The organism is Mycobacterium sp. URHB0044 (assembly GCF_000620625.1).
In the GTDB taxonomy this organism is placed as follows: Bacteria; Actinomycetota; Actinomycetes; order Mycobacteriales; family Mycobacteriaceae; genus Mycobacterium.
Map to the genome: position 1 here is coordinate 63376 of NZ_JIAW01000013.1, position 22708 is coordinate 86083.

A 22708-nucleotide genomic window follows, 5' to 3' on the forward strand; every position below is an offset into this window, starting at 1 on the left:
CGCTAGACCAACGACCAGCCGCTGGCGTACAACCCGATGAAGAGCAGCAGGTAGAGCACCCACCCCACCGTCACCAGACCGCCGATGATGGTGCCCGCCAGCGCGATGCCGTAGCCGTCCTGGCCCGTGCGCTTGGTCTCGCGCATCGCGATGACGCCGAGGAAGAGCCCGATGATCGACGGCAACCCGCAGAACAGCAGGCCGGCCAGCGCGGTCGCGAGCGCACCGATCGCCTTGCCGTTGGTGCCCAGCGGCTTCACCGGCCGGTACGGGTCGTACGGATCCGTCGCATACGGGTAGCCGCCGGCGTAGGGCGGATAACCCGGCGGCGGATATCCGGGTGGCGGATACCCGGGAGGTCCGGAGTAGCCGGGCCCGTAGACGGGCGGAGGCAGCCCGACGTTGTTCGGGTAGTCCACCGGTGCGTACGGGTCGTGCTGGCGCGGCGAGTTCTCCAGTGGCGGGTATTCGCCGCCTCCCGGATTGACGTACGGCTGGTCCGGGCCGCTGGTCACGGTCAGGAAGCCAGTACCGAGATGGTCCAGATCAGACTGATCAGCAGCGACGCCGCACCGATGGCGATACCCGCGATGGCAAGGCCGCGGCCGTTCGCGCCGGTGGCCTTGATCTGGTTGAGCGCGATGATGCCCAGCACGATGCCGATGATCGAACCGATGCCGCAGAAGAACCCGATCACCGACGCGACCACGGAGGCGATCGCCATGGTGTTCGTGGACGCGGTCGGTGCGCCGTACGGGTTGTAGCCACCGCCGTATGCCGCCGCCGGCGGGGGACCGTAGCCCGGAGGGGGGCCGTAGCCGGGCGGGGGACCGTAGCCGGGGGGAGTGCCGTAGGACGGCGGAGGCGGCGGCGGGTAACCGGTGCCGTAGCCGGGCGGCGGATACGCCTGCGGATCACCCGGTGGCGGGTAGGCCCCAGGAGGCGGGTAGCCGCCTTGGTCGCCGGGCGGCGGGTAGCCGCCTTGGTCGAACGACGGCGGCGGGTAGGCCGGGGCATCGTAGGACGGGGCATCGTAGGACGGCGCGTCCGTCGATGGCGGCGGGTACGCCGGAGGTTGCTGGGACTGCTCGATTGGCGGCGCCTCGTAGCCACCCGACGCCGGCTCGCCTGCGCCCGCTCCTGTCTCGGGTGACGGCGTCTGGCCTGCGTCTCCGCCCGGATTCGTCATGGCGTCAAACCTAGCGCACGCGCCGATTGCCGGTGGCCGGTCCACATTCGGGGCACCATTGGGTGTGCCCGGGCGTTGTCCGACTGGACGTTCGACTGGTTGGCTGTCCGAAGGCCGGAGGAGAAGACAAAGATGACCAGTCCGCTACAACCTGGACAGAAGCCGGGCCGCGGCGGCCCCGCTGGACTGCCGACGCCGCCGAAGGGATGGCCGATCGGCTCCTATCCCACCTACGCCGAGGCGCAACGGGCGGTGGATTACCTGTCCGACCAAGAGTTTCTGGTGCAGCAGGTGACCATCGTCGGCGTCGACTTGATGCAGGTCGAACGCGTGACGGGACGGCTGACGTGGCCGCGGGTACTCGGCGGCGGTGCGCTGACGGGCGCCTGGCTCGGCCTGTTCATCGGGCTGGTGCTCGGCTTCTTCAGCCCCAGCCCGTGGGGTTCGTTGATCGCTGGGCTGGTGGCCGGTGTGTTCTTCGGACTCATCACCTCGGGCCTGCAATACGCGATGGCTCGCGGCACAAGAGATTTCAGTTCGACGATGCAACTGGTTGCCGGCCGCTACGACGTGCTGTGCGATCCCCAGGGCGCAGAGCAGGGTCGGGATCTGCTGGCGCGCTTGACGATCTGAGCCCGTCGCCGCCCATCTCCGATGCCGTTCTGGTGAACCCTGAAGTTCGCTGACCCGGGGGCCCGCAGGTCACGATTGCGACGCGCGGGGCGAAAGTGTTGCACATCACGCGTAATTCGCTCTACGGTTTGCGCGCGGGACGAACTCGCACGGACAGGAGGCGGGCGGTGCGCGCTCTGCGGCTGCGGGCTGCGGTGTTGGCTGCGCTGACGACGGCGTCGATGGTGTCGGCGTGCGGGTCGCAGTCCAACGGAATCGTCATCAACTACTACACACCGGCCAGCGAGATGGCCACGTTCACGGCCGTGGCGAAGCGCTGCAACGAAGAGCTCGGTGGGCGCTTCACCATCAAGCAGATCAGCCTGCCCAAGGGCGCCGACGATCAGCGTCTGCAGCTGGCTCGCCGGCTCACCGGCAATGACAAGACGCTCGACGTGATGGCCCTCGACGTGGTGTGGACCGCCGAGTTCGCGGAGGCCGGTTGGGCGTTGCCGCTCTCCGACGACCCGGCGGGCAAGGCGGAGGCCGACGCCAAGAGCAATACGTTGCCAGGACCGCTCAAGACGGCGGAGTGGCAGGACAAGTTGTACGCCGCGCCGATCACCACTAATACCCAATTGCTTTGGTACCGCGCTGATTTGATGGACGAACCGCCAAACACGTGGGATGGCATGGTGTCCGAGGCGGCACGTCTGCACGCCGCGGGGAAGCCCAGCTGGATCGCGTTGCAGGCCAAGCAGTACGAGGGCCTGGTGGTGTGGTTCAACACGTTGCTGGAGAGCGCCGGAGGCCAAGTGCTCTCCGACGACGGCAAGTCCGTGACGCTCACCGATACCCCAGAGCACCGCGCGGCGACGGTGAAGGCGCTGCAGATCATCAAAGCGGTTGCCACGGCCCCAGGGGCCGACCCGTCGATCACGCAGACGGACGAAGGCACCGCGCGCCTGGCGCTGGAACAGGGCAAAGCCGCCCTCGAGGTGAACTGGCCGTTCGTGTTGCCGTCGCTGCTGGAGAACGCCGTCAAGGGCGGCGTGTCCTTCCTCCCGCTCAACGACGACCCCGCGCTGGCCGGCAGCATCAACGACGTCGGGACGTTCTCGCCAACCGACGAGCAGTTCCGAGCCGCCTACGACGCCAGCAAGAAGGTGTTCGGCTTCGCCACCTACCCCGGCGTGCAGCAGGGCGAGCCCGCCAAGGTCACGATCGGCGGCTTGAACCTCGCGGTCGCGAAGACCAGCCAGCACAGGGCTGAAGCCTTCGAGGCCATCCGGTGCATGCGCAACGTGGAGAATCAGCGGTACACCTCGATCGAGGGCGGCTTGCCCGCCGTACGTGAGTCGCTCTACGACGATCCGGCGTTCCAGGCCAAGTACCCGCAGTACGAGATCATCCGCCAGCAGCTGACCAACGCCGCGGTACGACCCGCGACGCCCGTCTACCAGGCGGTGTCGACACGCATCTCGGCGACGCTGGCGCCGATCACCGACATCGAACCCGAGCGCGACGCCGACGAGCTCGCCGATCAGGTACAGAAGGCCATCGACGGGAAGGGGCTGATCCCGTGACGGCATCCGTCGCAGAGCAGGCTGCAGCGCCCGGCGACGCCACCGACGACAGTCGTTCGGACCGACGGCTGGCGTTCTGGTTGGTGAGTCCGGCCGTCATCCTGATGATCGCCGTCACCGCGTACCCGATCGCCTACGCCGTATGGCTCAGCCTGCAGCGCTACAACCTGGCCGCACCCGACGACACCAAGTTCGTCTGGTTCGCCAACTACCAGACCATCCTCACCGACCGGTACTGGTGGACCGCGTTCGTGGTCACCCTGGCCATCACCATCGTCTCGGTGGCCATCGAGTTCGTGCTCGGCATGGCGCTGGCCCTGGTGATGCACCGGACGATCTTCGGCAAGGGCGCCGTGCGCACCGCGATCCTGGTCCCGTACGGCATCGTCACCGTCGCGGCGTCCTACAGCTGGTACTACGCCTGGACGCCCGGGACCGGATACCTGGCCAATCTGCTGCCCACCGGCAGCGCGCCGCTGACCGAGCAGCTGCCCTCGCTGGCGATCGTCGTGCTGGCCGAGGTGTGGAAGACGACGCCGTTCATGGCGCTGCTGCTGCTCGCCGGGCTGGCGCTGGTGCCGCAGGACCTGCTCAACGCCGCACAGGTCGACGGTGCCGGCGCGTGGAAGCGCCTGATCAAGGTGATCCTGCCGATGATCAAGCCGGCCATCCTGGTGGCGTTGCTGTTCCGCACCCTCGACGCGTTCCGCATCTTCGACAACATCTACGTGCTGACCGGCGGGGCCAACGACACCGGCTCGGTGTCGATCCTGGGCTACGACAACCTGTTCAAGGCATTCAACCTCGGACTCGGGTCGGCGATCAGCGTGCTGGTCTTCCTGTCCGTCGCGGTGATCGCCTTCATCTACATCAAGGTGTTCGGCGCGTCGGCGCCCGGCTCGGACGACGAGGGGAGCCGCTGATGTCCGATCGGGTCGGCCCCGGCCGTGCGACGGGGTGGACCGTCGTCAACGTCCTGGTGGTGCTCTACGCCCTGTTCCCCGTGCTGTGGATCCTGTCGCTGTCGTTGAAGCCGACGTCAAGTGTCAAGGACGGCAAGCTGATTCCGGCGCAGGTGACGTTCGACAACTACAAGGCCATCTTCCAGGGCAACATCTTCAGTTCGGCGCTGGTGAACTCGATCGGCATCGGGCTGATCACCACGGTGATCGCGGTGCTGCTGGGCGGAATGGCGGCGTACGCGATCGCGAGGCTCGCGTTCCCCGGCAAGAAGGCATTGGTGGGCGTCGCGTTGTTGATCGCGATGTTCCCCCAGATCTCGCTGGTGACACCGCTTTTCAACATCGAACGCCGGCTCGGGCTGTTCGACACCTGGCCGGGCCTCATCCTGCCGTACATCACGTTCGCGCTGCCGCTGGCGATCTACACCATGTCGGCGTTCTTCCGGGAGATCCCATGGGATCTGGAGAAGGCGGCCAAGATGGACGGCGCCACCCCGGGGCAGGCCTTCCGCAAGGTGATCGCGCCGCTGGCGGCGCCGGGCATCGTGACGGCGGCCATCCTGGTCTTCATCTTCGCCTGGAACGACCTGTTGCTGGCGCTGTCGCTGACGGCGACGCAGCGGGCGATCACGGCGCCGGTGGCGATCGCGAACTTCACCGGCAGTTCGCAATTCGAGGAGCCGACCGGATCCATTGCCGCCGGCGCGATGGTCATCACCGTGCCGATCATCATCTTCGTACTAATCTTCCAACGACGGATCGTCGCCGGTTTGACGTCCGGTGCGGTGAAGGGGTAATTCGATGGCCGAAATCGTGCTCGACCACGTGTCCAAGAGCTATCCCAATGGCGCTGTGGCGGTTAAGGATCTGTCAATCAGCATCGCCGACGGGGAGTTCATCATCCTGGTCGGGCCTTCGGGCTGCGGGAAGTCGACCACGCTCAACATGATCGCCGGGCTGGAGGACATCAGCTCGGGCGAGCTCAGCATCGGCGGCGAGCGGGTCAACGAGAAGGCCCCCAAGGACCGCGACATCGCGATGGTGTTCCAGTCGTATGCGCTCTACCCGCACATGACCGTCCGGCAGAACATCGCGTTTCCGCTCACGCTGGCCAAGGTGAGCAAGGCCGACATCGCGACCAAGGTCGAGCAGACGGCGAAGGTCCTCGATCTGACCGAGCTGCTCGACCGCAAGCCCGGGCAATTGTCCGGCGGGCAGCGCCAGCGGGTGGCGATGGGCCGCGCCATCGTGCGGGACCCGAAGGCGTTCCTGATGGACGAACCGCTGAGCAACCTCGACGCCAAGCTGCGCGTGCAGATGCGTTCGGAGATCGCGCGTTTGCAGAACCGGCTCGGCACCACGACGGTCTACGTGACGCACGACCAGACCGAGGCGATGACCCTCGGCGACCGCGTGGTCGTCATGCTGGCGGGCGTCGCGCAGCAGATCGGCACGCCCGAGGAGCTGTACAACCGTCCTGCGAACCTGTTCGTGGCCGGCTTCATCGGGTCGCCGGCGATGAACTTCTTCCCGGCCACCCTGACCGACGTGGGAGTGCGGTTGCCGTTCGGCGACGTCACCCTGACCTCTGAGGTCCACGACGTGCTGGGGCTTCATCCCAAGCCCAACAACGTGATCGTCGGCGTACGCCCCGAGAACATCGAGGACGTCGCGTTGATCGACACCTACGCGCGCATCAGGGCCCTGACGTTCACCGTCACCGTCGACTTCGTGGAGTCGCTTGGCGCCGACAAGTATCTGCACTTCCACACCGAGGGCGAAGGCGCGGAGGCCGCCCAGCTCGCCGAGCTGGCGGTCGAGTCCGGGGCCCCCAAGAACCAGTTCGTGGCAAGGGTTTCCGCCGAGTCGACCGTGACCGCAGGGCAGACCGTCGAGCTCGCGTTCGACACGTCCAAGCTGACGTTGTTCGACGCGGACACGGGAGTCAACCTGTCCATCCCGCCCGCCGAGTGACCGACGTCCTCACCGAGGTCCGCGCGCGTCTGACCGAACACTTCGCAGCGGCCGGGATCACCGCCGAACCCGTTTCGGCCAGTGTGACGTTCCTTGGCGCGGAGTCCATCGAGGTGCTGCGTTACGGACCGGTCGGGCGCGATGTCTATCACTATGTGTCCCTTGGCTGTTCACGTCACCCGATGATCGAGCCCACCGAGATGGTGGCCGACCCCACGGCCGGTCCGCGCGCCGAGGTCGTGGTGTCGCTGCGCGGCCCGACGCCCACCGGACTGGCCCGATCCATTGCCGTGGTCGCGGCGGCTCCAGCCGTCGAAGGTTTGGTGCTCGGTCCCGACGCGCTCGTCGACCTCGAGACCCCCTTGTGGGAGGGCGCTCCGTTCACTGCGATGTTGTTGGGCGCCAGCGACATCGATGACGTTCGGCTGCCAGCACCCCTTGATGCGGTGACGGTGTTGTCGGCCACTCCGATCACCGCGACTGAGGCGGCCTGGGTGCGGCTCAAGGGAGCCGAGGCGATGCGGGAGGCCTGGCGGGTGGACGGTGTCGACGTGCTCGATCCTCGGCGGCCGGCCGCTCAGCCGCGCTAGCGCTACGGGGCGATTCGACTGAGGAGAAGAACGCCGTGACGACCGGAAATCTGGCCACCCACTACCACCGCTACCTGCAGTGCCTCAACGAACGGCGCTGGGACGACCTGCACGAATTCGTCGACGACGAGTTGACCTACAACTCGACGCGGATGCGCCTGGCCGACTATCGCGCGGCGCGGCAAGCCGAAGTCCTAGCGATTCCGGATCTTCGGTTCACCGCAGAACTCGTCGTCGCCGACACCGATACCGTCGCGGCGCGGCTGTACTTCCGGTGCACCCCGCAGCAGCCCTTTCTCGGGTTCGAGCCAACGGGCACGCTGATGTCGTTCGCGGAGCACGTCTTCTACAGGTTTCGCGACCAAAGGATCACCGAGGTGTGGTCATTGATCGACACCCAAGCCATCGCCGAGCAGATCGCCCGGCAAGGTGATCGCTGAGTCCCTTAAGGCGATCGATCAGAAGTCTCCCTCGAGGCGATTGCTCTCCACCTTGGCGACGGTGTTGCCGCTCGCGTCGAGTAGCCGTGCGCCGACGTAGATTTCGTCGATGCCGCCGTCGCCGATGTTCTCGAACGTCCCGCTGTCCTCGTCCAGCTGCGCGTGCTTCAGCGCGGTCGCGCGCTGGAAGTGCAGGCCGTCGGGCGCCGCGAAGAGGTCGGCAGTGACGGGCCCGAAGAGCAGGTCGTCGTCGTTGGTGTCGTCGCCCCAGTATCTCAGCGCAATGGTGTAGTTGCCGTGGTTGATGGTGTCCTGTGCCGCAGCCTGACTCATCGAAACCAGGCCGTCGACGTACACGACCTGCTCCATGTAGTTGCCGCCGGGAGAACGGGTCGAGTCACTCACCGCCATGCGGATGCTGCTCGACATCGCCAGTGTGGTCGGGCCGGCGTGCGCCAGCGCCGGTGGTAGCACAACGCCGACAGTCATTGACAGAGCGACGAATGCGGCAGCCTTGATCACCGGGTGATTCGTGGACATGGTGTTGTTCCTCGCGTTCGGTTGGGTGTTCGGGGCGGAGATCGGCGACGTACACGATGTCCGTTCACAGTGAATACGCAGGCGGCCGGTGAAAGGTTCAGACATCGCCGGTCGACGGGTCGATCACGGAGCCGACCAGGTGGATGGCGTCGGCGGGCAGGCCGGCAAGTTGGGCGTGCTCGCGGATGGCATCGGGATCCTCGGCGATGTAGACGCAGAAGATCTTGTCGGCGGTGACGTAGCTCTGTTGCCACTTCACGCGGGGCGAGAGCGTGGCCAGGGCTTCGTTCGATACCGCGGACGCGGCGCGCAGCTCTGCCGGTGAGAGCCTGCCGGCGCCGGGCATGGTGCGTTCGATGACGTATTTCGACATTGCTTCGTTTCCTCGTGAATTCGGCCCGGTTTCGGGTTCTGGTGTGTGACACCATCAGCCTCTAGGGGTGGAGGGAAGCAGCCAATGACCGATCAACCCGAACTCCGTGCCGAAACACCGGATTACGCGGATCCGGCACGATGACGGCCGTGGAGCCGACGCCGTTGCGTGCCGCTCTGGAGAATCTGCGCCTCGACGGCGTCATCTTCTTCCGCGCCGAGTTCACCGAGAACTGGGCATTCGAATCCCCGTTGCAGGACCTGACGAAGGCGCTGCGGCCGGGCGCCGCCAGCATGATCATGTTCCACATCGTCGCCGCGGGCCGGTGCTGGATCTCGTTGCCCGGCGGCGAAAGACACTGGGCCAACCGCGGCGACGTGATCGTGTTGCCCTACGGCGACGACTACCTGATGGGTGGGGAGGAATCGGCGGAGGTCGTTCCGCTCGTGCAGTTGATGAGCAGGCCGCCGTGGGAAACCATGCCGGTGCTCCTGCACGGCGCCGGTGGTGAGCGCACCGACATCGTCTGCGGGCACATGCATTCCGACGATCCGCTGTTCGATCCAGCCATGCGGGCGTTGCCACCGGTGTTCGTCGTGCGCGTCCCCGACGGACCTGCTGCGCGCTGGGTCGCTTCGAGCATCAACTACGCGCTCGAGGTCACCACCGACGCGCTGCCTGCGCCGCCGTCCTCGACGCGACTGCCGGAACTGTTGCTCACCGAGGTCCTGAGGATCCATCTCGCCACGGCGCCGATGGCCGAACACGGTTGGATCGCCGCGCTTCACGATCGGGTGTTGGCGCCGGCGATGGCCGCGCTACACGCTGCGCCGGAGAGGAAGTGGACGTTGACCGAGATCGCCCGTACCGCAGCGGTTTCCCGCTCGGTACTGGATCAGCGGTTCCGCGACGTCCTCGGCCGGTCGCCGATTCGGTATCTGACGGAATGGCGCATGCACGTCGCCGACGATCTGCTGCGCACGACCGACCTCAGCGTCAGCGCGGTCTCCCGACGTGTGGGGTACGAATCCGAGGTGGCGTTTAGCCGAGCGTTCCGGCGTAGCCACGGCAGCGCGCCGGGCGCGTGGCGCACCGCGCAGCAGCCGTCGAGCTGAGCTAGAGCCAGTGGTTGCGCCGGAACGTCGTGTAGAGCACCGTGCACACGGTCGCCATCACCACCAGCACCGCGGGATAGCCCCATACCTGGTGCAATTCGGGCATGTGGTCGAAGTTCATCCCGTAGATGCCTGCCAACGCGGTGGGCACTGCGGCGATCGCCACCCACGCCGAGATCTTGCGCATGTCGAGGTTCTGCTGCATCGACACCTTGCCCACCGCGGCCTGCACCAGTGAACTGAGTACCTCGTCGTAGCTGGAGATCCGGTCGGAGGCCTGCGTGTTGTGGTCGAGCACGTCGCGCATGTACCGCCGGACCTCCTTGGAGATCAGGTCGTTGTGGTCGCTGCCGATTCGCTGCAGCGCCAGCGTCAGCGGACCGACCGCCCTGCGCATTTCGACGACTTCCCGCTTGAGCAGATAGATGTGCTCGATGTCGGTGGGGCTGTCCGGTGAGAAGACGTTCTCCTCCATCGCATCGATGTCGTTCTCGACGAGATCGGTGACCTCCAGGTAGGAGTCGACGACGTGATCGGAGATGGCGTGCATCACCGCGTAGGGACCGAGCCTGCAGTTCGCCGGCGAGGTGTCCATGTGCCTGCGCACGCTGGCCAGCCCGCCGTGATCACCGTGCCGGACGGTGACGACGAAGTCGCGCCCGACGAAGATCATGATTTCGCCGGTCTCGACGATCTCGCGGGCCATGGCCACCGACTCGTGTTCGACGTAGTTCACGGTCTTCAGTACAAGGAACAATGTGTCGTCGTAGCGCTCGAGCTTGGGGCGCTGGTGCGCGTGCACCGCATCCTCGACGGCGAGTTCGTGCAGTCCGAACACGTCGGCCACGGCCTGCATCTGGTGTTCGTCGGGTTCGTGCAGACCGATCCACACGAACGCCGTGACGCCGTCCTGCTCGAGCTCGTGCACCTTTGTCAGCGCCGCGGCGTGGGTGTACTTGCCCGGTAGCCGGGCCCCGTCGGCATAGACGCCGCAGTCGACCATCGCACGCGCCACCGGCACGTGGATCGAACTGGGCAGAGGCGTAGTGGTCCTGCGGGTGTTGGGACGCAGCATCGATGGCTGCATGGAACGGAAAGACGGCATGCGCTGACCTCCCGTCGCGGCGACGCAGCCCACGTCGGGGCCTCGAAATCGACAGGGGTGATGCTACGCCCCAAGCCTGTTTACCGATCTGCTCACGAGTGGGGAACCCACCCGGGTGAGGTTGTTGTGTGAAGTACCCTGACGCCCGTGTCTAACGGAACCATTGATTCCTCGCGCTCGTCAGCGGAGCGAACGCCACAGGTCGTCATCGACGATGCGGAGATCTTCGCCGCCCACGAGGGCGGCAAGCTCTCGGTAGCGCTCAACGAGCCGCTGGACACCCAGCGCGCCCTTTCCATCGCCTACACGCCGGGCGTAGCCCAGGTCAGCCGCGCGATCGCGACCGACCACACGCTGGCCGCCAAGTACACCTGGGCCAACCGGCTGGTGGCGGTCATCAGTGACGGCAGTGCCGTGCTCGGCCTCGGCGACATCGGCCCCGCCGCGTCGTTGCCCGTGATGGAGGGCAAGAGCGCGCTGTTCAAGACGTTCGGCGGGCTGGATTCCATTCCGATCGTTCTGGACACCAAGGATCCCGACGAGATCGTCGAGACGATCGTGCGGCTGCGCCCGACGTTCGGCGCCGTCAACCTGGAGGACATCTCGGCTCCGCGCTGCTTCGAGATCGAGCGCAGGGTCATCGAGGCGCTGGACTGCCCGGTGATGCACGACGATCAGCACGGCACCGCGATCGTGGTGCTGGCGGCGCTGATCGGCGCCACCAAGGTCCTCGACCGGGACATCCACTCACTTCGGCTGGTGATCTCCGGCGCTGGCGCCGCGGGTGTGGCGTGCGCCAACATCTTGATCGCCAAGGGCATCACCAACGTCGTCCTGCTCGACTCCAAGGGCATCGTGCACAGCGGCCGCGACGACCTCAACCCGTTCAAGGCCGAGCTGGCCGAGAAGACGAACCCGGAGGGGCGAACCGGTGGGATCGCCGAAGCGCTCGACGGCGCCGACGTGTTCCTCGGCGTCTCCGCCGGGCTGGTTCCCGAAGAACTCATCGCGACGATGGCGCCGGGTGGCATCGTCTTCGCGCTGTCGAACCCCGACCCCGAAATCCACCCCGACGCGGCACGCAAGTACGCCGCCGTGGTGGCCACCGGGCGGAGCGACTTCCCGAACCAGATCAACAACGTGCTGGCCTTTCCCGGGGTGTTCCGCGGGGCGCTGGACGCGGGTGCGCGTCGGATCACCGAGGCGATGAAGGTCGCCGCGGCCGAGGCGATCTTCTCCGTGGTCGGCGACGACCTGGCCGTCGACCACATCGTGCCCAGCGCGCTGGATCCGCGCGTCGGACCGGCCGTGGCGGCCGCGGTGGCGGCGGCGTCGAAGGTCTGAGCCGCGCGATGCGCCGGCTGGCGGTCGCGCTGGTCGCGCTGCTGATCGCCGGCTGTGGGGGTCCGTCGGGGCCGCCGTCGATCGCGGTCGGCGCCGGCGATGATCCCGAATCGGTGCTGCTGGCCCACGTGTATGCGGCGGCACTGCGGTACTACGGCAGCCCGGCGCACGTGGAGTCGGGCTCCGACCCCGTCGCCGAGCTCGACACCGGTGACGTCACGGTGGTCCCGGGACTGACGGGCCGGCTGTTGAAGCGCTTCGCCCCCGATGCGGCGGCGCGCGCCGACGAGCAGGTGTACCGATCGATGATCTCCGCGTTACCCGAGGGCATCGGCGCGGGTGACTACGCCCAGTCGGCCCAGGACAAGCCCGCGTTGGCGGTCACCGAGGCGACGGCGCGGGCATGGAACGGGCACGACCTGACGTCAGCGGTCCGGCACTGCGGCGCCATCGAGGCGGGCGCCGTCGCCAGTGCAGATGCCAGTGCCGACCCTCCTGCCGCGATCGGCACCTGCCGGCTGCCCGCGGCGCGCGAATTCCCCGATGCCGCAACGTTGTTCGGCGCATTGCGGGCGGGTGAGGTGAACGCGGCGTGGACGTCGACCGCCGCTCCCAACCTGCCCGACGACGTGGTGGTGTTGTCCGACCGGACGGCGCTGGTCCGCGCGGAGAACGTGGTGCCGCTGTACCGGCGCAACGAGCTGACCGAACAGCAGGTCATCGCGCTCAACCAAGTTGCGGGTGAACTCGACACCGGGGGATTGGCCGACATGCGGCGTCAGGTTGCCGACGGCACCGATCCCGGCGCCGTTGCGGGCGCCTGGCTGGACGCCCACCCGCTGGGCCACTAGACCGCGTCAGTGCACCGACGGCATCTTGGCGAGAACCGTCGAGAACAGCTTCTGATACCCCGACCCGGTGAGCCGCACGATGACGTCGAGCGCCTTGGCATCGGGCCCGACGAGCACGCGCGCCTTGCCCTTGCGGACCGCGTCGAGAATGATCGTCGCGGCCTTCTCCGGCGTGGTCATGGTGAGCTTCTTGTCGAAGAAGTCGGTCAACGTCGCGGTGTCGACGCCTTCGGCGGCGGTCGAGTTGCGCATGATCGCGGTCTTGATGCCGCCGGGGTGCACGGTGGTGACCTTGACGGGGTGGCCGTTGGCCATCATCTCCTGGCGCAGCGCCTCGGTGAAGCCGCGAACGGCGAACTTCGCCGAGTTGTAGGCCGCCTGGCCGGGGACCGAGAAGATGCCGAAGAGGCTGGAGACGTTGACGACGTGGCCGTCGCCGGACTCGATGAGGTGCGGCAGGAAGGCCTTCGTGCCGTTGACGACGCCCCAGAAGTCGACGTCCATCACGCGCTCGATGTCCTTGAACGGGGTGACTTCGACGTCACCCACGTACGCGATGCCCGCGTTGTTGTAGATCTGGTTGACGTGGCCGAAGTGCGCCTTCACGGCGTCGGCGTACAGCAGGAAGGCCTCGCGCTCGGTGACGTTGAGCCGGTCGGCCTTGACCGGTGCGCCGATGGCCTTCAGGCGCTCCTCGGTGAGCGCGAGACCTTCGGTGTCGACGTCGCTGATCGCCACCTTGGCGCCCGAGCGGCCCAGCTCGAGGGCCAGTGCCTGCCCGATGCCGGAACCGGCTCCCGTCACCACGGCTACCTTGCCGGCGAACCCCTGCATGTGAACTCCTCGTGTCAGTTGACTCCCGTCGAGGGTAATCGGTACCCGCGGTCCCGCATACAGGGGGCCGGGGTCGTCAGCCCGGCTTCGTCGCGGTGATCAGGTGGGTGCCCATCCCCGGGCCCCACCACATGCGCCAGCCGAGGTCGCGGCGGGCGACATCGGTCCAGCCGAGCTCGCGCAGCTGGCGGACGTGCCGCCGCGTCGCCCAGAGGTCGGCGAGTACCAGGCGCCCACCCGGGCGCAGCACTCGAGCCGCCTCGCTGATCGCCTTCGCCCGGCCGGCGTTGGTCGGGATGTTGTGGACGACGAGGCTGCTGACGATCACGTCGAACCTGTCGTCGTCGAACGGCAGATCCGTGATGTCGGCGGTGTGCACCTCGACGCGGTCGGCAACCCCTTCCAACGCCGCGTTGGCCAACGTGTTGGTGGGGGAGTTGTCCGTCTGGTCGGCGCGCCAGATGTCGACGCCGATCGCCCGACCCTCCGGGAGCAGCTTGGCGGCGGCAAGCAGCACCGCGCCGCGTCCACACCCGAGGTCGAGCAGCGTCTCGTCACCGCGCAGCCCCAAACCCTCGAGGATCTGCGCCCATGCCTCGAACTTGCCGACGCGGGTGGTGCGGATGAACAGCGCCGCCGTCGCACCGAGGGTGGCACCCACGGCGCCCGTGACGGCCGCGGCGATCGGTCTGCCCTTGGCGAGATTGCGTGCCGCCACGGCCAGCAATGCCGCGTCGGTGGTGGCGACGACGGCGGCCACTGCCGGTGCGGGCACCGCGCGGTAGTCCCCATCGAAGCCGTAGTCGGCGTTGTGGTGGCGAAGGTCTACCAGAGTCATGTCTCTACGGTAAGGCGGCGCGAATCGACGTGGGGCGCCACCTCATCACCAGACGAGAGGACTCAGCTGAAGGCCTCGTCGAGGATCTCCTGCTGCTCGACGGCGTGCACCTTCGAGCTACCCGACGACGGCGCCGACATGGCGCGCCGCGAGATCCGCTTGATGCCGGTCAGCTTGTCCGGCAACAGCTCTGGCATCGAGAGCCCGAACGTCGGCCACGCGCCCTGGTTGGCCGGCTCCTCCTGCACCCAGAAGTACTGCTCGGTGTTCGGGTACTGGTCGAGCGTGGCGCCGAGGCGCCGCTTCGGCAGCGGGTAGAGCTGCTCGACGCGGACGATGGCGATGTCGTCGCGGTTGTCCTTGGCCTTGCGCGCCACCAGGTCGTAGTAGATCTTGCCGCTGGTCAGCAGGACCCGCTTCACCTTCGAACGGTCGCCGTCGCCCTCGGCGTATGTCGGCTCCTCGAGGATCGAGCGGAACTTCTGCTCGGTGAAGTCGCGGATGTCGCTGACGGCTTCCTTCTTGCGCAGCATCGACTTCGGCGTGAAGACGATCAGCGGCCGGTGAATCCCGTCCAGCGCGTGCCTGCGCAGCAGGTGGAAGTAGTTGGCAGGAGTCGACGGCATCGCGACGGTCATGGATCCCTCGGCGCACACCTGCAGGAACCGCTCGATGCGACCCGACGTGTGGTCGGGGCCCTGGCCTTCGTGGCCGTGCGGCAGCAGCAGCACGACGTCGGACAGCTGGCCCCACTTGGCCTCACCGGAGCTGATGAACTCGTCGATGATGGACTGCGCGCCGTTGACGAAGTCGCCGAACTGCGCCTCCCACAGCACCACCGCGTCGGGGTCGCCGACGGAGTAGCCGTACTCGAAGCCGACCGCCGCGTACTCCGACAGCGCCGAGTCGTACACCATGAACCGGCCGCCGGTTGGGGTGCCGTCGGTGTTGACGGTCAGCAGCTGCAGCGGCGTGAACTCCTGGCCGGTCTTGCGGTCGATGATCACCGAGTGGCGCTGCGTGAACGTGCCGCGCCGGGTGTCCTGGCCGGACAACCGGATGGTCTTGCCCTCGGCGACCAGCGTGCCCAGCGCCAGCAATTCGCCGAACGCCCAGTCCACCTTGCCCTCGTAGGCCATCTCGCGGCGCTTCTCCAGCACCGGCTTGACGCGCGGGTGCACGGTGAAGCCGTCCGGCACGGCCAGATGGGCGTCGCCGATCCGGGCGAGCAGCGACTTGTCCACCGCGGTGTCCAGCCCTTGCGGCGTGACCTGATCGGATTCCACCGACTCGCTGGGCTCGATCTCGTGCTTCTCGAGTTCGCGGACCTCGTTGAACACCCGCTCGAGTTGGCCCTGGTAGTCGCGCAGGGCGTCCTCGGCCTCCTTGATCGAGATGTCGCCGCGGCCGATGAGGGCCTCGGTGTAGGTCTTGCGGACGCCGCGCTTGGTGTCGATGACGTCGTACATGCCTGGTTGCGTCATCGACGGGTCGTCGCCCTCGTTGTGCCCGCGACGGCGGTAGCACAGCATGTCGATGATGACGTCCTTCTTGAACTGCTGACGGAAGTCGACCGCCAACCGCGCCACCCACGCGGCGGCCTCGGGATCGTCGCCGTTGACGTGGAAGATGGGCGCCCCCACCATCTTTGCGACGTCCGTGCAGTACTCGCTGGAGCGCGAGTCGTGCGGCGACGTGGTGAAGCCGATCTGGTTGTTGACGATGATGTGGATGGTGCCGCCGGTGCGGTAGCCGCGCAGCAGTGCGAGGTTCAGCGTCTCGGCCACCACGCCTTGGCCGGCGAACGCCGCGTCGCCGTGCAGCATCATCGGCACCACCGAGAAGCCGTCCGGGCCGTCGCCCTTATTCAGCAGGTCCTGCTTGGCGCGGACCAGGCCCTCGAGCACGGGGTCGACGGCCTCCAGGTGCGACGGGTTGGCCACCAGCGACACGTCGATGTCGTTGTCGCCGAACATCTGCAGATAGTTGCCGTTGGCGCCGAGGTGGTACTTGACGTCACCGGAGCCGTGCGCCTGCGACGGGTTCAGGTTGCCCTCGAACTCGCTGAAGATCTGCGACGAGGGCTTGCCGACGATGTTGGCCAGAACGTTGAGCCGGCCGCGGTGCGGCATGCCGATCACGACTTCGTCGAGCGCGTGCTCGGCGCTCTGGTCGAGGACGGCGTCCATCATCGGGATGACACCCTCGGCGCCCTCCAGCGAGAAGCGCTTCTGCCCAACGTATTTGGTCTGCAGGAACGTCTCGAACGCTTCGGCGGCGTTGAGCTTGCTCAGGATGTACTTCTGCTCGGCGACCGTCGGCTTGTCGTGCTTGACCTCGACGCGTTCCTGGATCCAGCGCTGCTGATCCGGCTCGAGGATGTGGGTGTACTCCACACCGACGTGGCGGCAGTACGCGTCGCGCAGCACCGAGAGCACGTCGCGCAGCTTCTTGTACTCGGCACCGGCGAACCCGTCGACCTTGAACACGCGGTCCAGATCCCACAACGTCAACCCGTGGGTCAGCACGTCGAGATCCGGGTGGCTGCGGAACCGGGTCTTGTCGAGCCGCAGCGGGTCAATGTCGGCCATCAGGTGACCGCGGTTGCGATAGGCGGCGATCAGCTCGATGACGCGCGCGTTCTTGTCCTCGATGGAGTCGGGGTTGTCCCTGCGCCAGCGCACCGGCTCGTAGGGGATGCCGAGCTCGCGGAAGATCTCGTCGAAGAAGTCGTCGGACAGCAGCAGCTCGTGCACGGTGCGCAGGAAGTCGCCGGACTCGGCGCCCTGAATGATGCGGTGGTCGTAGGTCGACGTCAGGGTGATGAGCTTGCCGATGCCCAGCTCGGCGATGCGCTCGTCGCTGGCGCCCTGGAATTCGGCGGGGTACTCCATCGCGCCGACGCCGATGATGGCGCCCTGGCCGCGCATGAGGCGCGGCACGGAGTGCACGGTGCCGATGGTGCCGGGGTTGGTCAGCGAGATCGTGACGCCGGAGAAGTCCTCGGCGGTCAGCTTGCCGTCGCGCGCACGCCGCACGATGTCCTCGTAGGCGGCGATGAACTGGCCGAAGCGCATGGACTCGCACTTCTTGATGGCCGCGACCACGAGCTGCCGGTTGCCGTCCTTGCCCTGCAGGTCGATGGCGAGGCCCAGGTTCGTGTGGGCCGGGGTGACCGTGTTCGGCTTGCCGTCGATCTCGCTGAAGTGGCGGTTCATGTTCGGGAACTTGGTGACCGCCCGCACGATCGCGTACCCGATGAGGTGGGTGAACGAGATCTTGCCGCCACGGGTGCGCTTGAGGTGGTTGTTGATGACGACGCGATTGTCGATCATCAGCTTGGCCGGGATGGCGCGCACGCTGGTGGCCGTCGGCACGTCCAGCGATGCGTTCATGTTCTTGACCACGGCGGCCGCAGCGCCGCGCAGCACGGCCGTCTCGTCGCCTTCGGCCGCGGGTGGTCCGGCAGCTGCCTTGGGCTTCGCAGCTTCGGGCGCCGGCTTGGCGGGCGGTGGGGTCTGCTTGGCGGGCTCGGCTGGGGGTGGCTTTGGTGCAGCGGGTGCTGCTGCGGCTGGCGTCGGAGTCGGTGCCTTCGCGGCGGGCGGCGGAGCGGGGGCAGGCGTCGGCGGTGTGATGGGCTGTCCGTTGCCGTTCGAAGCCGTTGTGTCCGTGGTCGGTTCGGGGGAGTAGTCGACGAGAAACTCGTGCCAACTGGGATCCACTGACGACGGATCGTCGCGGAATTTGCGGTACATCTCCTCGACCAGCCACTCGTTCTGTCCGAATGGTGATGGTGAACTGCTCACGGCAGCTACTCGCCTCGTTTCCTTCTGCCCCGGCGAGCGTCGTGTTCGCTCGCTGATCTCTTCTATGCGGTTACCCGCCCTTGCGCCGAATCAAGGCTATCCCTCGCAACGAGGGCAGACCACGGCAACGGGCTTGTGGTCATTGTGTTATTGACTACTTGGCGTTATTGACTCGTGGTATCGGCGACGCTTCGTTGCGGCGCCTACTTCGCCGGCTACTGCTTCGGTGGGGGAAGCACGAGCAACGTCGACGGCCAGCGTGGCGGCGGGTTGCCGAACGCCTGCCGGGCGTTGCCGATGATCTTGCGCCCCATCAGGCGGTTGCCGACGCCGCCGACGACCGCGCCGACGCCGACGGGAAGCATCTTGCCGAACGCGATCGCGCCGCGCTTGAGCGTGTAGCGCTTGACGAAGTACCTCAGCAGCCGCGAGTTGAGCTGGGACACCGCGGGCAGCGGCAACGACGCGGCACCGTCGGCCAGCCATGCGCCGCTGGTCCGCCCCGACCCGATGAGATCCGCGAGGGCGTGCTTGCTGTCCTCGCCGACCAGCACCGCGAGGACCAGCGCGCGCCTGCGCTCACGGTGTTCGGCGGGGATGCCGTGCACCTCGGCGACGGCGAGCACGAAGACGGCCGTCGCCTCGAGGAAGACCACCGTCTCACCGGCCACTGCGGACAGTGCGACGAGCGTGCCGATCCCGGGGAACGCCGCCGCGGAGCCGACGGCCGCGCCGCTGGCCATCACCGCGGCGAGGTAGTGCTTCTCGAGCTTGCCGATGATCTCGGCGGGCGTCGCGTCCGGATTCTGCTGACGGAGCCGTTCGACGTAGGCCCGCACCGCCGGCGCCTGCACCCGCGCCCCGCGTTCGATGATCTGGGACAGCGTCCGCGCCGCGACGCTCGGGTTGTCAGCCGAGTCATTGCCAACCGCTGGAACACGGCTCTTGGCGCTGGAACGAGCGCTCATCTCTCGGCCTCCCTGTGCGTTTCCGACTGATCATCAAGGCTACTGCGTCGACAACGAACGCCGTGGGGTGCGGTGTGCCCGCGAGTGACGGCGGTCACGGTTCGCGATCGTCGGACCATCTCGGGAAGAAAATATTCATACGCGGTGCTAACAATCTTCATGGCACCATCGCCCTTCGTGGACCTCAGGAGCGCCGAATCAGTGGCAATCGACAGCCGGTCGGAAGACGGGCCGAGGCCCAGCCGCACCCGGATGATCGTGGTGCTCGGCCTGCTCGTCGCCCTTGGCCCTCTGACCATCGACATGTACCTGCCCGCGCTGCCGGGCATCGCGAACGAACTCGGCGTCTCGTCGTCTGTGGCCCAGTTGACGCTGACCGGCACGTTGGCGGGGCTGGCGTTGGGGCAGCTCATCGTCGGCCCGCTGTCTGATTCACTGGGTCGGCGCCGCCCGCTGATGGCGGGAATCGTGTTGCACATGCTGGCGTCGCTGCTGTGCCTGATCGCGCCGAACATCGTCGTGCTTGGCGCCGCCCGCACGTTGCAGGGCATGGGCGCGGCCGCCGCGATGGTGGTGGCGATCGCGATCGTGGGTGACCTGTTCACCGACTCTGCTGCCGCCACCGTGATGTCCCGGTTGATGCTCGTCCTCGGCGTGGCACCCGTGGTGGCACCGTCGCTGGGCGCGGCGGTGTTGTTGAAGGCGTCGTGGCACTGGGTGTTCGCGGTACTCGTCGTGCTCGCGGGGCTGCTCCTGTTGCTCGCCGTGCTGGCGCTGCCCGAGACGCTGCCGCAGTCCCACCGCAGGCCGCTGCGGGTGGGCGGAATCTTCGCGACCTACGGCGAACTGCTGCGCGACCTGCGATTCGTCATCCTGGTGTTGGTCGCCGCGCTCGGCATGTCGGGCCTGTTCGCCTACATCGCCGGGGCGTCGTTCGTGATGCAGGGTCGCTACGGCCTCGATCAGCAGGCGTTCGCGCTGGTCTTCGGCGCAGGCGCGGTGGCGCTGATCGGTGCGACGCAGTTCAACGTCGTCCTCCTGCGCCGGTTCACGCCGCAGGTGATCGTGCTGTGGGCGCTGGTCGCCTCGTCGCTGTTCGGGGTCGTGTTCGTCGGGCTCGCCGTGGCGGGCGTCGGCGGACTTGCCGCGTTCGTGGTCCCGGTGTGGGCGATCCTGGCGGCCATGGGCCTGGTCATCCCGAATGCGCCCGCGTTGGCGTTGACCCGCCACGCCGACGCCGCCGGTACGTCGGCCGCGCTTCTCGGGGCCGCGCAGTTCGGCCTCGGTGCGGCGGTGGCGCCGCTGGTCGGCGTGCTCGGCAACGACGAGCTTGCGCTCGCGGTGGTCATGACCACCGGCGTGGTGATCGCCTTGTTCGCTCTGCTGGCCGCGGGCCTGCGCAAGTCCGATGCCGAGGACGACGCCGTCGCGGCCGGGATGGTCGGCGACCCGGCGTGATGGGCTCGGTGCGCTGAACATCCGACTTGTCGGGATAACGCCGGGTCCGTAGCGTCGGCTGGACAGCTCCGTTACGCATGCCCGAGTAGATGTTGCAGACAGTGCTTCCCCAGCTGGTGCCCCCACCCGTTCCGCACGCCGTCACGGCGCCGGGCGGTCACGTGACGGGAGCGGCGGTATGACGCGCCCGAGCGGGCTCGCCGTGGCGCCGGCGTCGACGGACAACCCGTGGCACGCGCTGTGGGCGCTGCTGGTCGGCTTCTTCATGATCCTGGTCGACGCGACGATCGTCGCGGTGGCCAATCCGTCGATCATGGATCACCTCGGAGCGGACTACGACGCCGTCATCTGGGTGACCAGCGCCTACCTGCTCGCGTACGCGGTCCCGCTGCTTCTTGCGGGCCGGCTCGGTGACCGCTTCGGGCCGAAGAACCTCTATCTGGTCGGGTTGGCGGTGTTCACCGCGGCATCGCTGTGGTGTGGGTTGTCGGGCAGCATCGAGACGCTCATCGCGGCGCGGGTGGTGCAGGGGCTCGGCGCGGCGCTGCTCACCCCGCAGACCCTTTCGACGATCACGCGGATCTTCCCGCCCGAGCGGCGCGGCGTCGCGCTGAGCGTCTGGGGCGCCACCGCGGGCGTGGCGACGCTCCTGGGTCCGCTGGCGGGCGGAGTCCTCGTCGACGGGCTGGGTTGGCAGTGGATCTTCATCGTCAACGTGCCGATCGGGGTGATCGGGCTCGGCCTGGCGTACTACCTGGTGCCCAGCCTGCCGACGAAGATGCACGACTTCGACGTGCTCGGCGTGGTGCTGTCCGGCACCGGGATGTTCCTCGTCGTCTTCGCGCTGCAGGAGGGCCAGTCGCATCACTGGGCCCTGTGGATCTGGGGCATGATCGCCGCCGGTGTGGTGTTCGTCGCCGGCTTCGTCTACTGGCAGGCGGTCAACCCGGGCGAGCCGCTCATCCCGCTGAAGATCTTCCGGGACAACGACTTCAGCCTCGCGAACGTGGGCATCGCCGTGATCGGCTTCTCGGTGACGGCCATGGTGGTTCCCGTGTTCTTCTACGCGCAGGCGGTGTGCGGGCTGTCGCCGACGCGGGCGGCGCTGCTGACCGCGCCGATGCCGATCGCGACGGGCGTGTTGGCGCGGTTCGTCGGCCAGCTCGTCGATCGTGCGCACCCACGACCGATCGTCGGATTCGGCTTCTCGGCGCTGTCGATCGCGCTGACCTGGTTGTCGGTCGAGATGACGCCGACGACGCCTATCTGGCGGCTGGTGCTGCCGTTCATCCTCATCGGCGTCGGCATGGCGTTCATCTGGTCACCGCTGGCGGCGACCGCGACGCGCAACCTGCCCGGTCCGTTGGCCGGTGCCGGCTCGGGGGTCTACAACACCACCCGGCAGGTCGGCAGCGTCCTGGGCAGCGCCAGCATTGCCGCGTTCATGACGTCGCGGATCAGCGCCGAGATGCCCGGCGGCGGCGCGGCGCCCGCGGCGGCCGAGGGTTCGGTCACCAAGCTGCCCGCGTTCCTGCACGAGCCGTTCTCGGCCGCGTTGTCGCAGTCGCTGCTGCTGCCGGCGTTCGTCGCGCTGTTCGGCGTCGTCGCTGCGCTCTTCCTGCGCGGATTCGGTGACGTGCCCGCTCAGCCGGCGGCGGACGAACCCGACCACCTCCCCGACGAACACGACTACTTCCCCGACGACGACGAATACGTCGAGTACACGATCGACTGGGACGAGCCACATCCGCCGCGTCGTGCTGCCCCATCCCCAGTGGTCGCCGTTCCCCCGCCCGCCGACATGCTGGACGTCGACCTGCTAGACGAAGGCGAAACCGAACCGCTGCCCACGCACGTCGAGCCCCCGTTGCCCGCACCCGCCGACAGCTGGCACGCCGGTCCCGTCGAGTCCTGGCACAGCCTGCTCGACGACGAACCCTTGGATGAGCCCGAACCGACGCCCTATCCCGAGCCGATCGGATTCGCGCACAACGGTTTTCACGTCGAGCACGAGGAACGCTTCCAGCCGCTGCCGCCCGAGCGAAGCGGCAGGCACTCCCGGAGTGGGGACGACGACGGGGGCACCTACGGCAGGCACTCGACGCGGTTCCGCGACGAATGAC

General features: G+C 67.6%; 21 protein-coding genes. 12 read left to right on the forward strand and 9 right to left on the reverse strand.

All coding sequences use genetic code 11. The annotated features are described in order from the left end of the window. Nucleotides 1–2: 2 nt before the first annotated feature. Complete coding sequence (locus tag N536_RS0124130) at nucleotides 3–515, reverse strand: DUF4190 domain-containing protein (protein WP_029115958.1); 513 nt, start codon at nucleotides 513–515, stop codon at nucleotides 3–5. Between the two features lie 2 nt (nucleotides 516–517). Continuing rightward, a complete protein-coding gene (locus N536_RS0124135) occupies nucleotides 518–1189 on the reverse strand; it encodes a DUF4190 domain-containing protein (RefSeq protein WP_029115959.1) in 672 nt (223 codons plus the stop codon). A gap of 132 nt (nucleotides 1190–1321) precedes the next feature. Between N536_RS0124135 and N536_RS0124140 the strand changes: the two genes are divergently transcribed. From N536_RS0124140 to N536_RS0124170, 7 genes are all read left to right on the forward strand, one after another. Beyond that, nucleotides 1322–1822: a general stress protein gene (locus N536_RS0124140; RefSeq protein WP_029115960.1), complete on the forward strand. Its 501-nt coding sequence runs from the start codon at nucleotides 1322–1324 to the stop codon at nucleotides 1820–1822. A gap of 221 nt (nucleotides 1823–2043) precedes the next feature. Then, nucleotides 2044–3387, forward strand: a complete 1344-nt coding sequence (locus N536_RS0124145) for an ABC transporter substrate-binding protein (RefSeq protein WP_197040223.1) — start codon at nucleotides 2044–2046, stop codon at nucleotides 3385–3387. A gap of 68 nt (nucleotides 3388–3455) precedes the next feature. Next, nucleotides 3456–4310, forward strand: coding sequence for a carbohydrate ABC transporter permease (locus N536_RS0124150; protein WP_369798467.1), 855 nt, complete (start codon nucleotides 3456–3458; stop codon nucleotides 4308–4310). Continuing rightward, entirely contained in the window at nucleotides 4310–5146 is an 837-nt protein-coding gene (locus N536_RS0124155) for a carbohydrate ABC transporter permease (protein ID WP_029115963.1), read from the forward strand. Before N536_RS0124150 ends, N536_RS0124155 begins: the two co-directional genes overlap by 1 nt. A 4-nt stretch (nucleotides 5147–5150) precedes the next feature. Further along, on the forward strand, nucleotides 5151–6323 hold the full coding sequence (locus tag N536_RS0124160; RefSeq protein WP_029115964.1) for an ABC transporter ATP-binding protein: 1173 nt from the start codon (nucleotides 5151–5153) through the stop codon (nucleotides 6321–6323). Further along, entirely contained in the window at nucleotides 6320–6913 is a 594-nt protein-coding gene (locus N536_RS0124165; protein WP_029115965.1) for a suppressor of fused domain protein, read from the forward strand. The genes N536_RS0124160 and N536_RS0124165 overlap by 4 nt, the downstream gene beginning before the upstream one ends. A 35-nt stretch (nucleotides 6914–6948) precedes the next feature. Next, the gene (locus N536_RS0124170; protein ID WP_029115966.1) at nucleotides 6949–7353 is read left to right on the forward strand and encodes an ester cyclase; all 405 of its coding nucleotides are present in this window, start codon (nucleotides 6949–6951) and stop codon (nucleotides 7351–7353) included. An 18-nt stretch (nucleotides 7354–7371) separates the two neighbouring features. Here the strand turns inward: N536_RS0124170 and N536_RS0124175 are convergent, their stop codons facing one another. Together N536_RS0124175 and N536_RS0124185 are read right to left on the reverse strand one after the other, a co-directional pair. Then, on the reverse strand, nucleotides 7372–7893 hold the full coding sequence (locus tag N536_RS0124175; protein ID WP_029115967.1) for a hypothetical protein: 522 nt from the start codon (nucleotides 7891–7893) through the stop codon (nucleotides 7372–7374). Between the two features lie 97 nt (nucleotides 7894–7990). Next, the gene (locus N536_RS0124185) at nucleotides 7991–8266 is read right to left on the reverse strand and encodes a DUF4242 domain-containing protein (protein WP_029115968.1); all 276 of its coding nucleotides are present in this window, start codon (nucleotides 8264–8266) and stop codon (nucleotides 7991–7993) included. 140 nt (nucleotides 8267–8406) lie between these two features. Here N536_RS0124185 and N536_RS0124190 point away from each other — a divergent pair, with 140 nt between their 5' ends. Beyond that, nucleotides 8407–9381, forward strand: a complete 975-nt coding sequence (locus N536_RS0124190) for an AraC family transcriptional regulator (protein ID WP_029115969.1) — start codon at nucleotides 8407–8409, stop codon at nucleotides 9379–9381. A gap of 1 nt (nucleotide 9382) precedes the next feature. Here N536_RS0124190 and corA read toward each other — a convergent pair whose 3' ends face one another. After that, the gene (gene corA, locus N536_RS0124195; RefSeq protein WP_029115970.1) at nucleotides 9383–10486 is read right to left on the reverse strand and encodes a magnesium/cobalt transporter CorA; all 1104 of its coding nucleotides are present in this window, start codon (nucleotides 10484–10486) and stop codon (nucleotides 9383–9385) included. A gap of 147 nt (nucleotides 10487–10633) precedes the next feature. Between corA and N536_RS0124200 the strand changes: the two genes are divergently transcribed. Both N536_RS0124200 and N536_RS0124205 read left to right on the forward strand, forming a co-directional pair. Next, nucleotides 10634–11830 carry an NADP-dependent malic enzyme gene (locus N536_RS0124200; RefSeq protein WP_231514617.1) on the forward strand — a complete coding sequence of 399 codons (1197 nt, stop codon included), beginning with the start codon at nucleotides 10634–10636 and terminating at the stop codon, nucleotides 11828–11830. Between the two features lie 8 nt (nucleotides 11831–11838). Then, nucleotides 11839–12681: a glycine betaine ABC transporter substrate-binding protein gene (locus tag N536_RS0124205; protein ID WP_029115972.1), complete on the forward strand. Its 843-nt coding sequence runs from the start codon at nucleotides 11839–11841 to the stop codon at nucleotides 12679–12681. A gap of 6 nt (nucleotides 12682–12687) precedes the next feature. Here the strand turns inward: N536_RS0124205 and N536_RS0124210 are convergent, their stop codons facing one another. The 4 genes from N536_RS0124210 to N536_RS0124225 form a co-directional block, all read right to left on the reverse strand. Continuing rightward, nucleotides 12688–13515, reverse strand: a complete 828-nt coding sequence (locus tag N536_RS0124210; RefSeq protein ID WP_029115973.1) for an SDR family oxidoreductase — start codon at nucleotides 13513–13515, stop codon at nucleotides 12688–12690. 76 nt (nucleotides 13516–13591) lie between these two features. Beyond that, nucleotides 13592–14353: a class I SAM-dependent methyltransferase gene (locus tag N536_RS0124215; RefSeq protein ID WP_036437488.1), complete on the reverse strand. Its 762-nt coding sequence runs from the start codon at nucleotides 14351–14353 to the stop codon at nucleotides 13592–13594. 62 nt (nucleotides 14354–14415) lie between these two features. Next, the gene (locus N536_RS0124220) at nucleotides 14416–18108 is read right to left on the reverse strand and encodes a multifunctional oxoglutarate decarboxylase/oxoglutarate dehydrogenase thiamine pyrophosphate-binding subunit/dihydrolipoyllysine-residue succinyltransferase subunit (protein ID WP_369798468.1); all 3693 of its coding nucleotides are present in this window, start codon (nucleotides 18106–18108) and stop codon (nucleotides 14416–14418) included. Nucleotides 18109–18374: 266 nt separating this feature from the next. Next, on the reverse strand, nucleotides 18375–19127 hold the full coding sequence (locus N536_RS0124225; RefSeq protein ID WP_029115976.1) for a hypothetical protein: 753 nt from the start codon (nucleotides 19125–19127) through the stop codon (nucleotides 18375–18377). A 159-nt stretch (nucleotides 19128–19286) separates the two neighbouring features. Between N536_RS0124225 and N536_RS39350 the strand changes: the two genes are divergently transcribed. Further along, nucleotides 19287–20585 (forward strand): multidrug effflux MFS transporter, encoded by a 1299-nt coding sequence (locus N536_RS39350; protein ID WP_036437533.1) that lies wholly within the window; start codon nucleotides 19287–19289, stop codon nucleotides 20583–20585. Nucleotides 20586–20763: 178 nt separating this feature from the next. Beyond that, nucleotides 20764–22707, forward strand: a complete 1944-nt coding sequence (locus tag N536_RS0124235) for an MFS transporter (RefSeq protein WP_029115977.1) — start codon at nucleotides 20764–20766, stop codon at nucleotides 22705–22707. Nucleotide 22708: the final 1 nt, after the last annotated feature.

Excerpts from the sequence above, each read along its gene's own strand:
- N536_RS0124135 (WP_029115959.1), bottom strand. The coding sequence starts at position 1,189 with ATGACGAATCCGGGCGGAGACGCAGGCCAGACGCCGTCACCCGAGACA.
- N536_RS0124140 (WP_029115960.1), top strand. The coding sequence starts at position 1,322 with ATGACCAGTCCGCTACAACCTGGACAGAAGCCGGGCCGCGGCGGCCCC.
- N536_RS0124145 (WP_197040223.1), top strand. The coding sequence starts at position 2,044 with ATGGTGTCGGCGTGCGGGTCGCAGTCCAACGGAATCGTCATCAACTAC.
- N536_RS0124155 (WP_029115963.1), top strand. The coding sequence starts at position 4,310 with ATGTCCGATCGGGTCGGCCCCGGCCGTGCGACGGGGTGGACCGTCGTC.
- N536_RS0124160 (WP_029115964.1), top strand. The coding sequence starts at position 5,151 with ATGGCCGAAATCGTGCTCGACCACGTGTCCAAGAGCTATCCCAATGGC.
- N536_RS0124175 (WP_029115967.1), bottom strand. The coding sequence starts at position 7,893 with ATGTCCACGAATCACCCGGTGATCAAGGCTGCCGCATTCGTCGCTCTG.
- N536_RS0124185 (WP_029115968.1), bottom strand. The coding sequence starts at position 8,266 with ATGTCGAAATACGTCATCGAACGCACCATGCCCGGCGCCGGCAGGCTC.
- N536_RS0124190 (WP_029115969.1), top strand. The coding sequence starts at position 8,407 with ATGACGGCCGTGGAGCCGACGCCGTTGCGTGCCGCTCTGGAGAATCTG.
- corA (WP_029115970.1), bottom strand. The coding sequence starts at position 10,486 with ATGCCGTCTTTCCGTTCCATGCAGCCATCGATGCTGCGTCCCAACACC.
- N536_RS0124205 (WP_029115972.1), top strand. The coding sequence starts at position 11,839 with ATGCGCCGGCTGGCGGTCGCGCTGGTCGCGCTGCTGATCGCCGGCTGT.
- N536_RS0124210 (WP_029115973.1), bottom strand. The coding sequence starts at position 13,515 with ATGCAGGGGTTCGCCGGCAAGGTAGCCGTGGTGACGGGAGCCGGTTCC.
- N536_RS0124215 (WP_036437488.1), bottom strand. The coding sequence starts at position 14,353 with ATGACTCTGGTAGACCTTCGCCACCACAACGCCGACTACGGCTTCGAT.
- N536_RS0124220 (WP_369798468.1), bottom strand. The coding sequence starts at position 18,108 with ATGTACCGCAAATTCCGCGACGATCCGTCGTCAGTGGATCCCAGTTGG.
- N536_RS0124225 (WP_029115976.1), bottom strand. The coding sequence starts at position 19,127 with ATGAGCGCTCGTTCCAGCGCCAAGAGCCGTGTTCCAGCGGTTGGCAAT.
- N536_RS39350 (WP_036437533.1), top strand. The coding sequence starts at position 19,287 with ATGGCACCATCGCCCTTCGTGGACCTCAGGAGCGCCGAATCAGTGGCA.
- N536_RS0124235 (WP_029115977.1), top strand. The coding sequence starts at position 20,764 with ATGACGCGCCCGAGCGGGCTCGCCGTGGCGCCGGCGTCGACGGACAAC.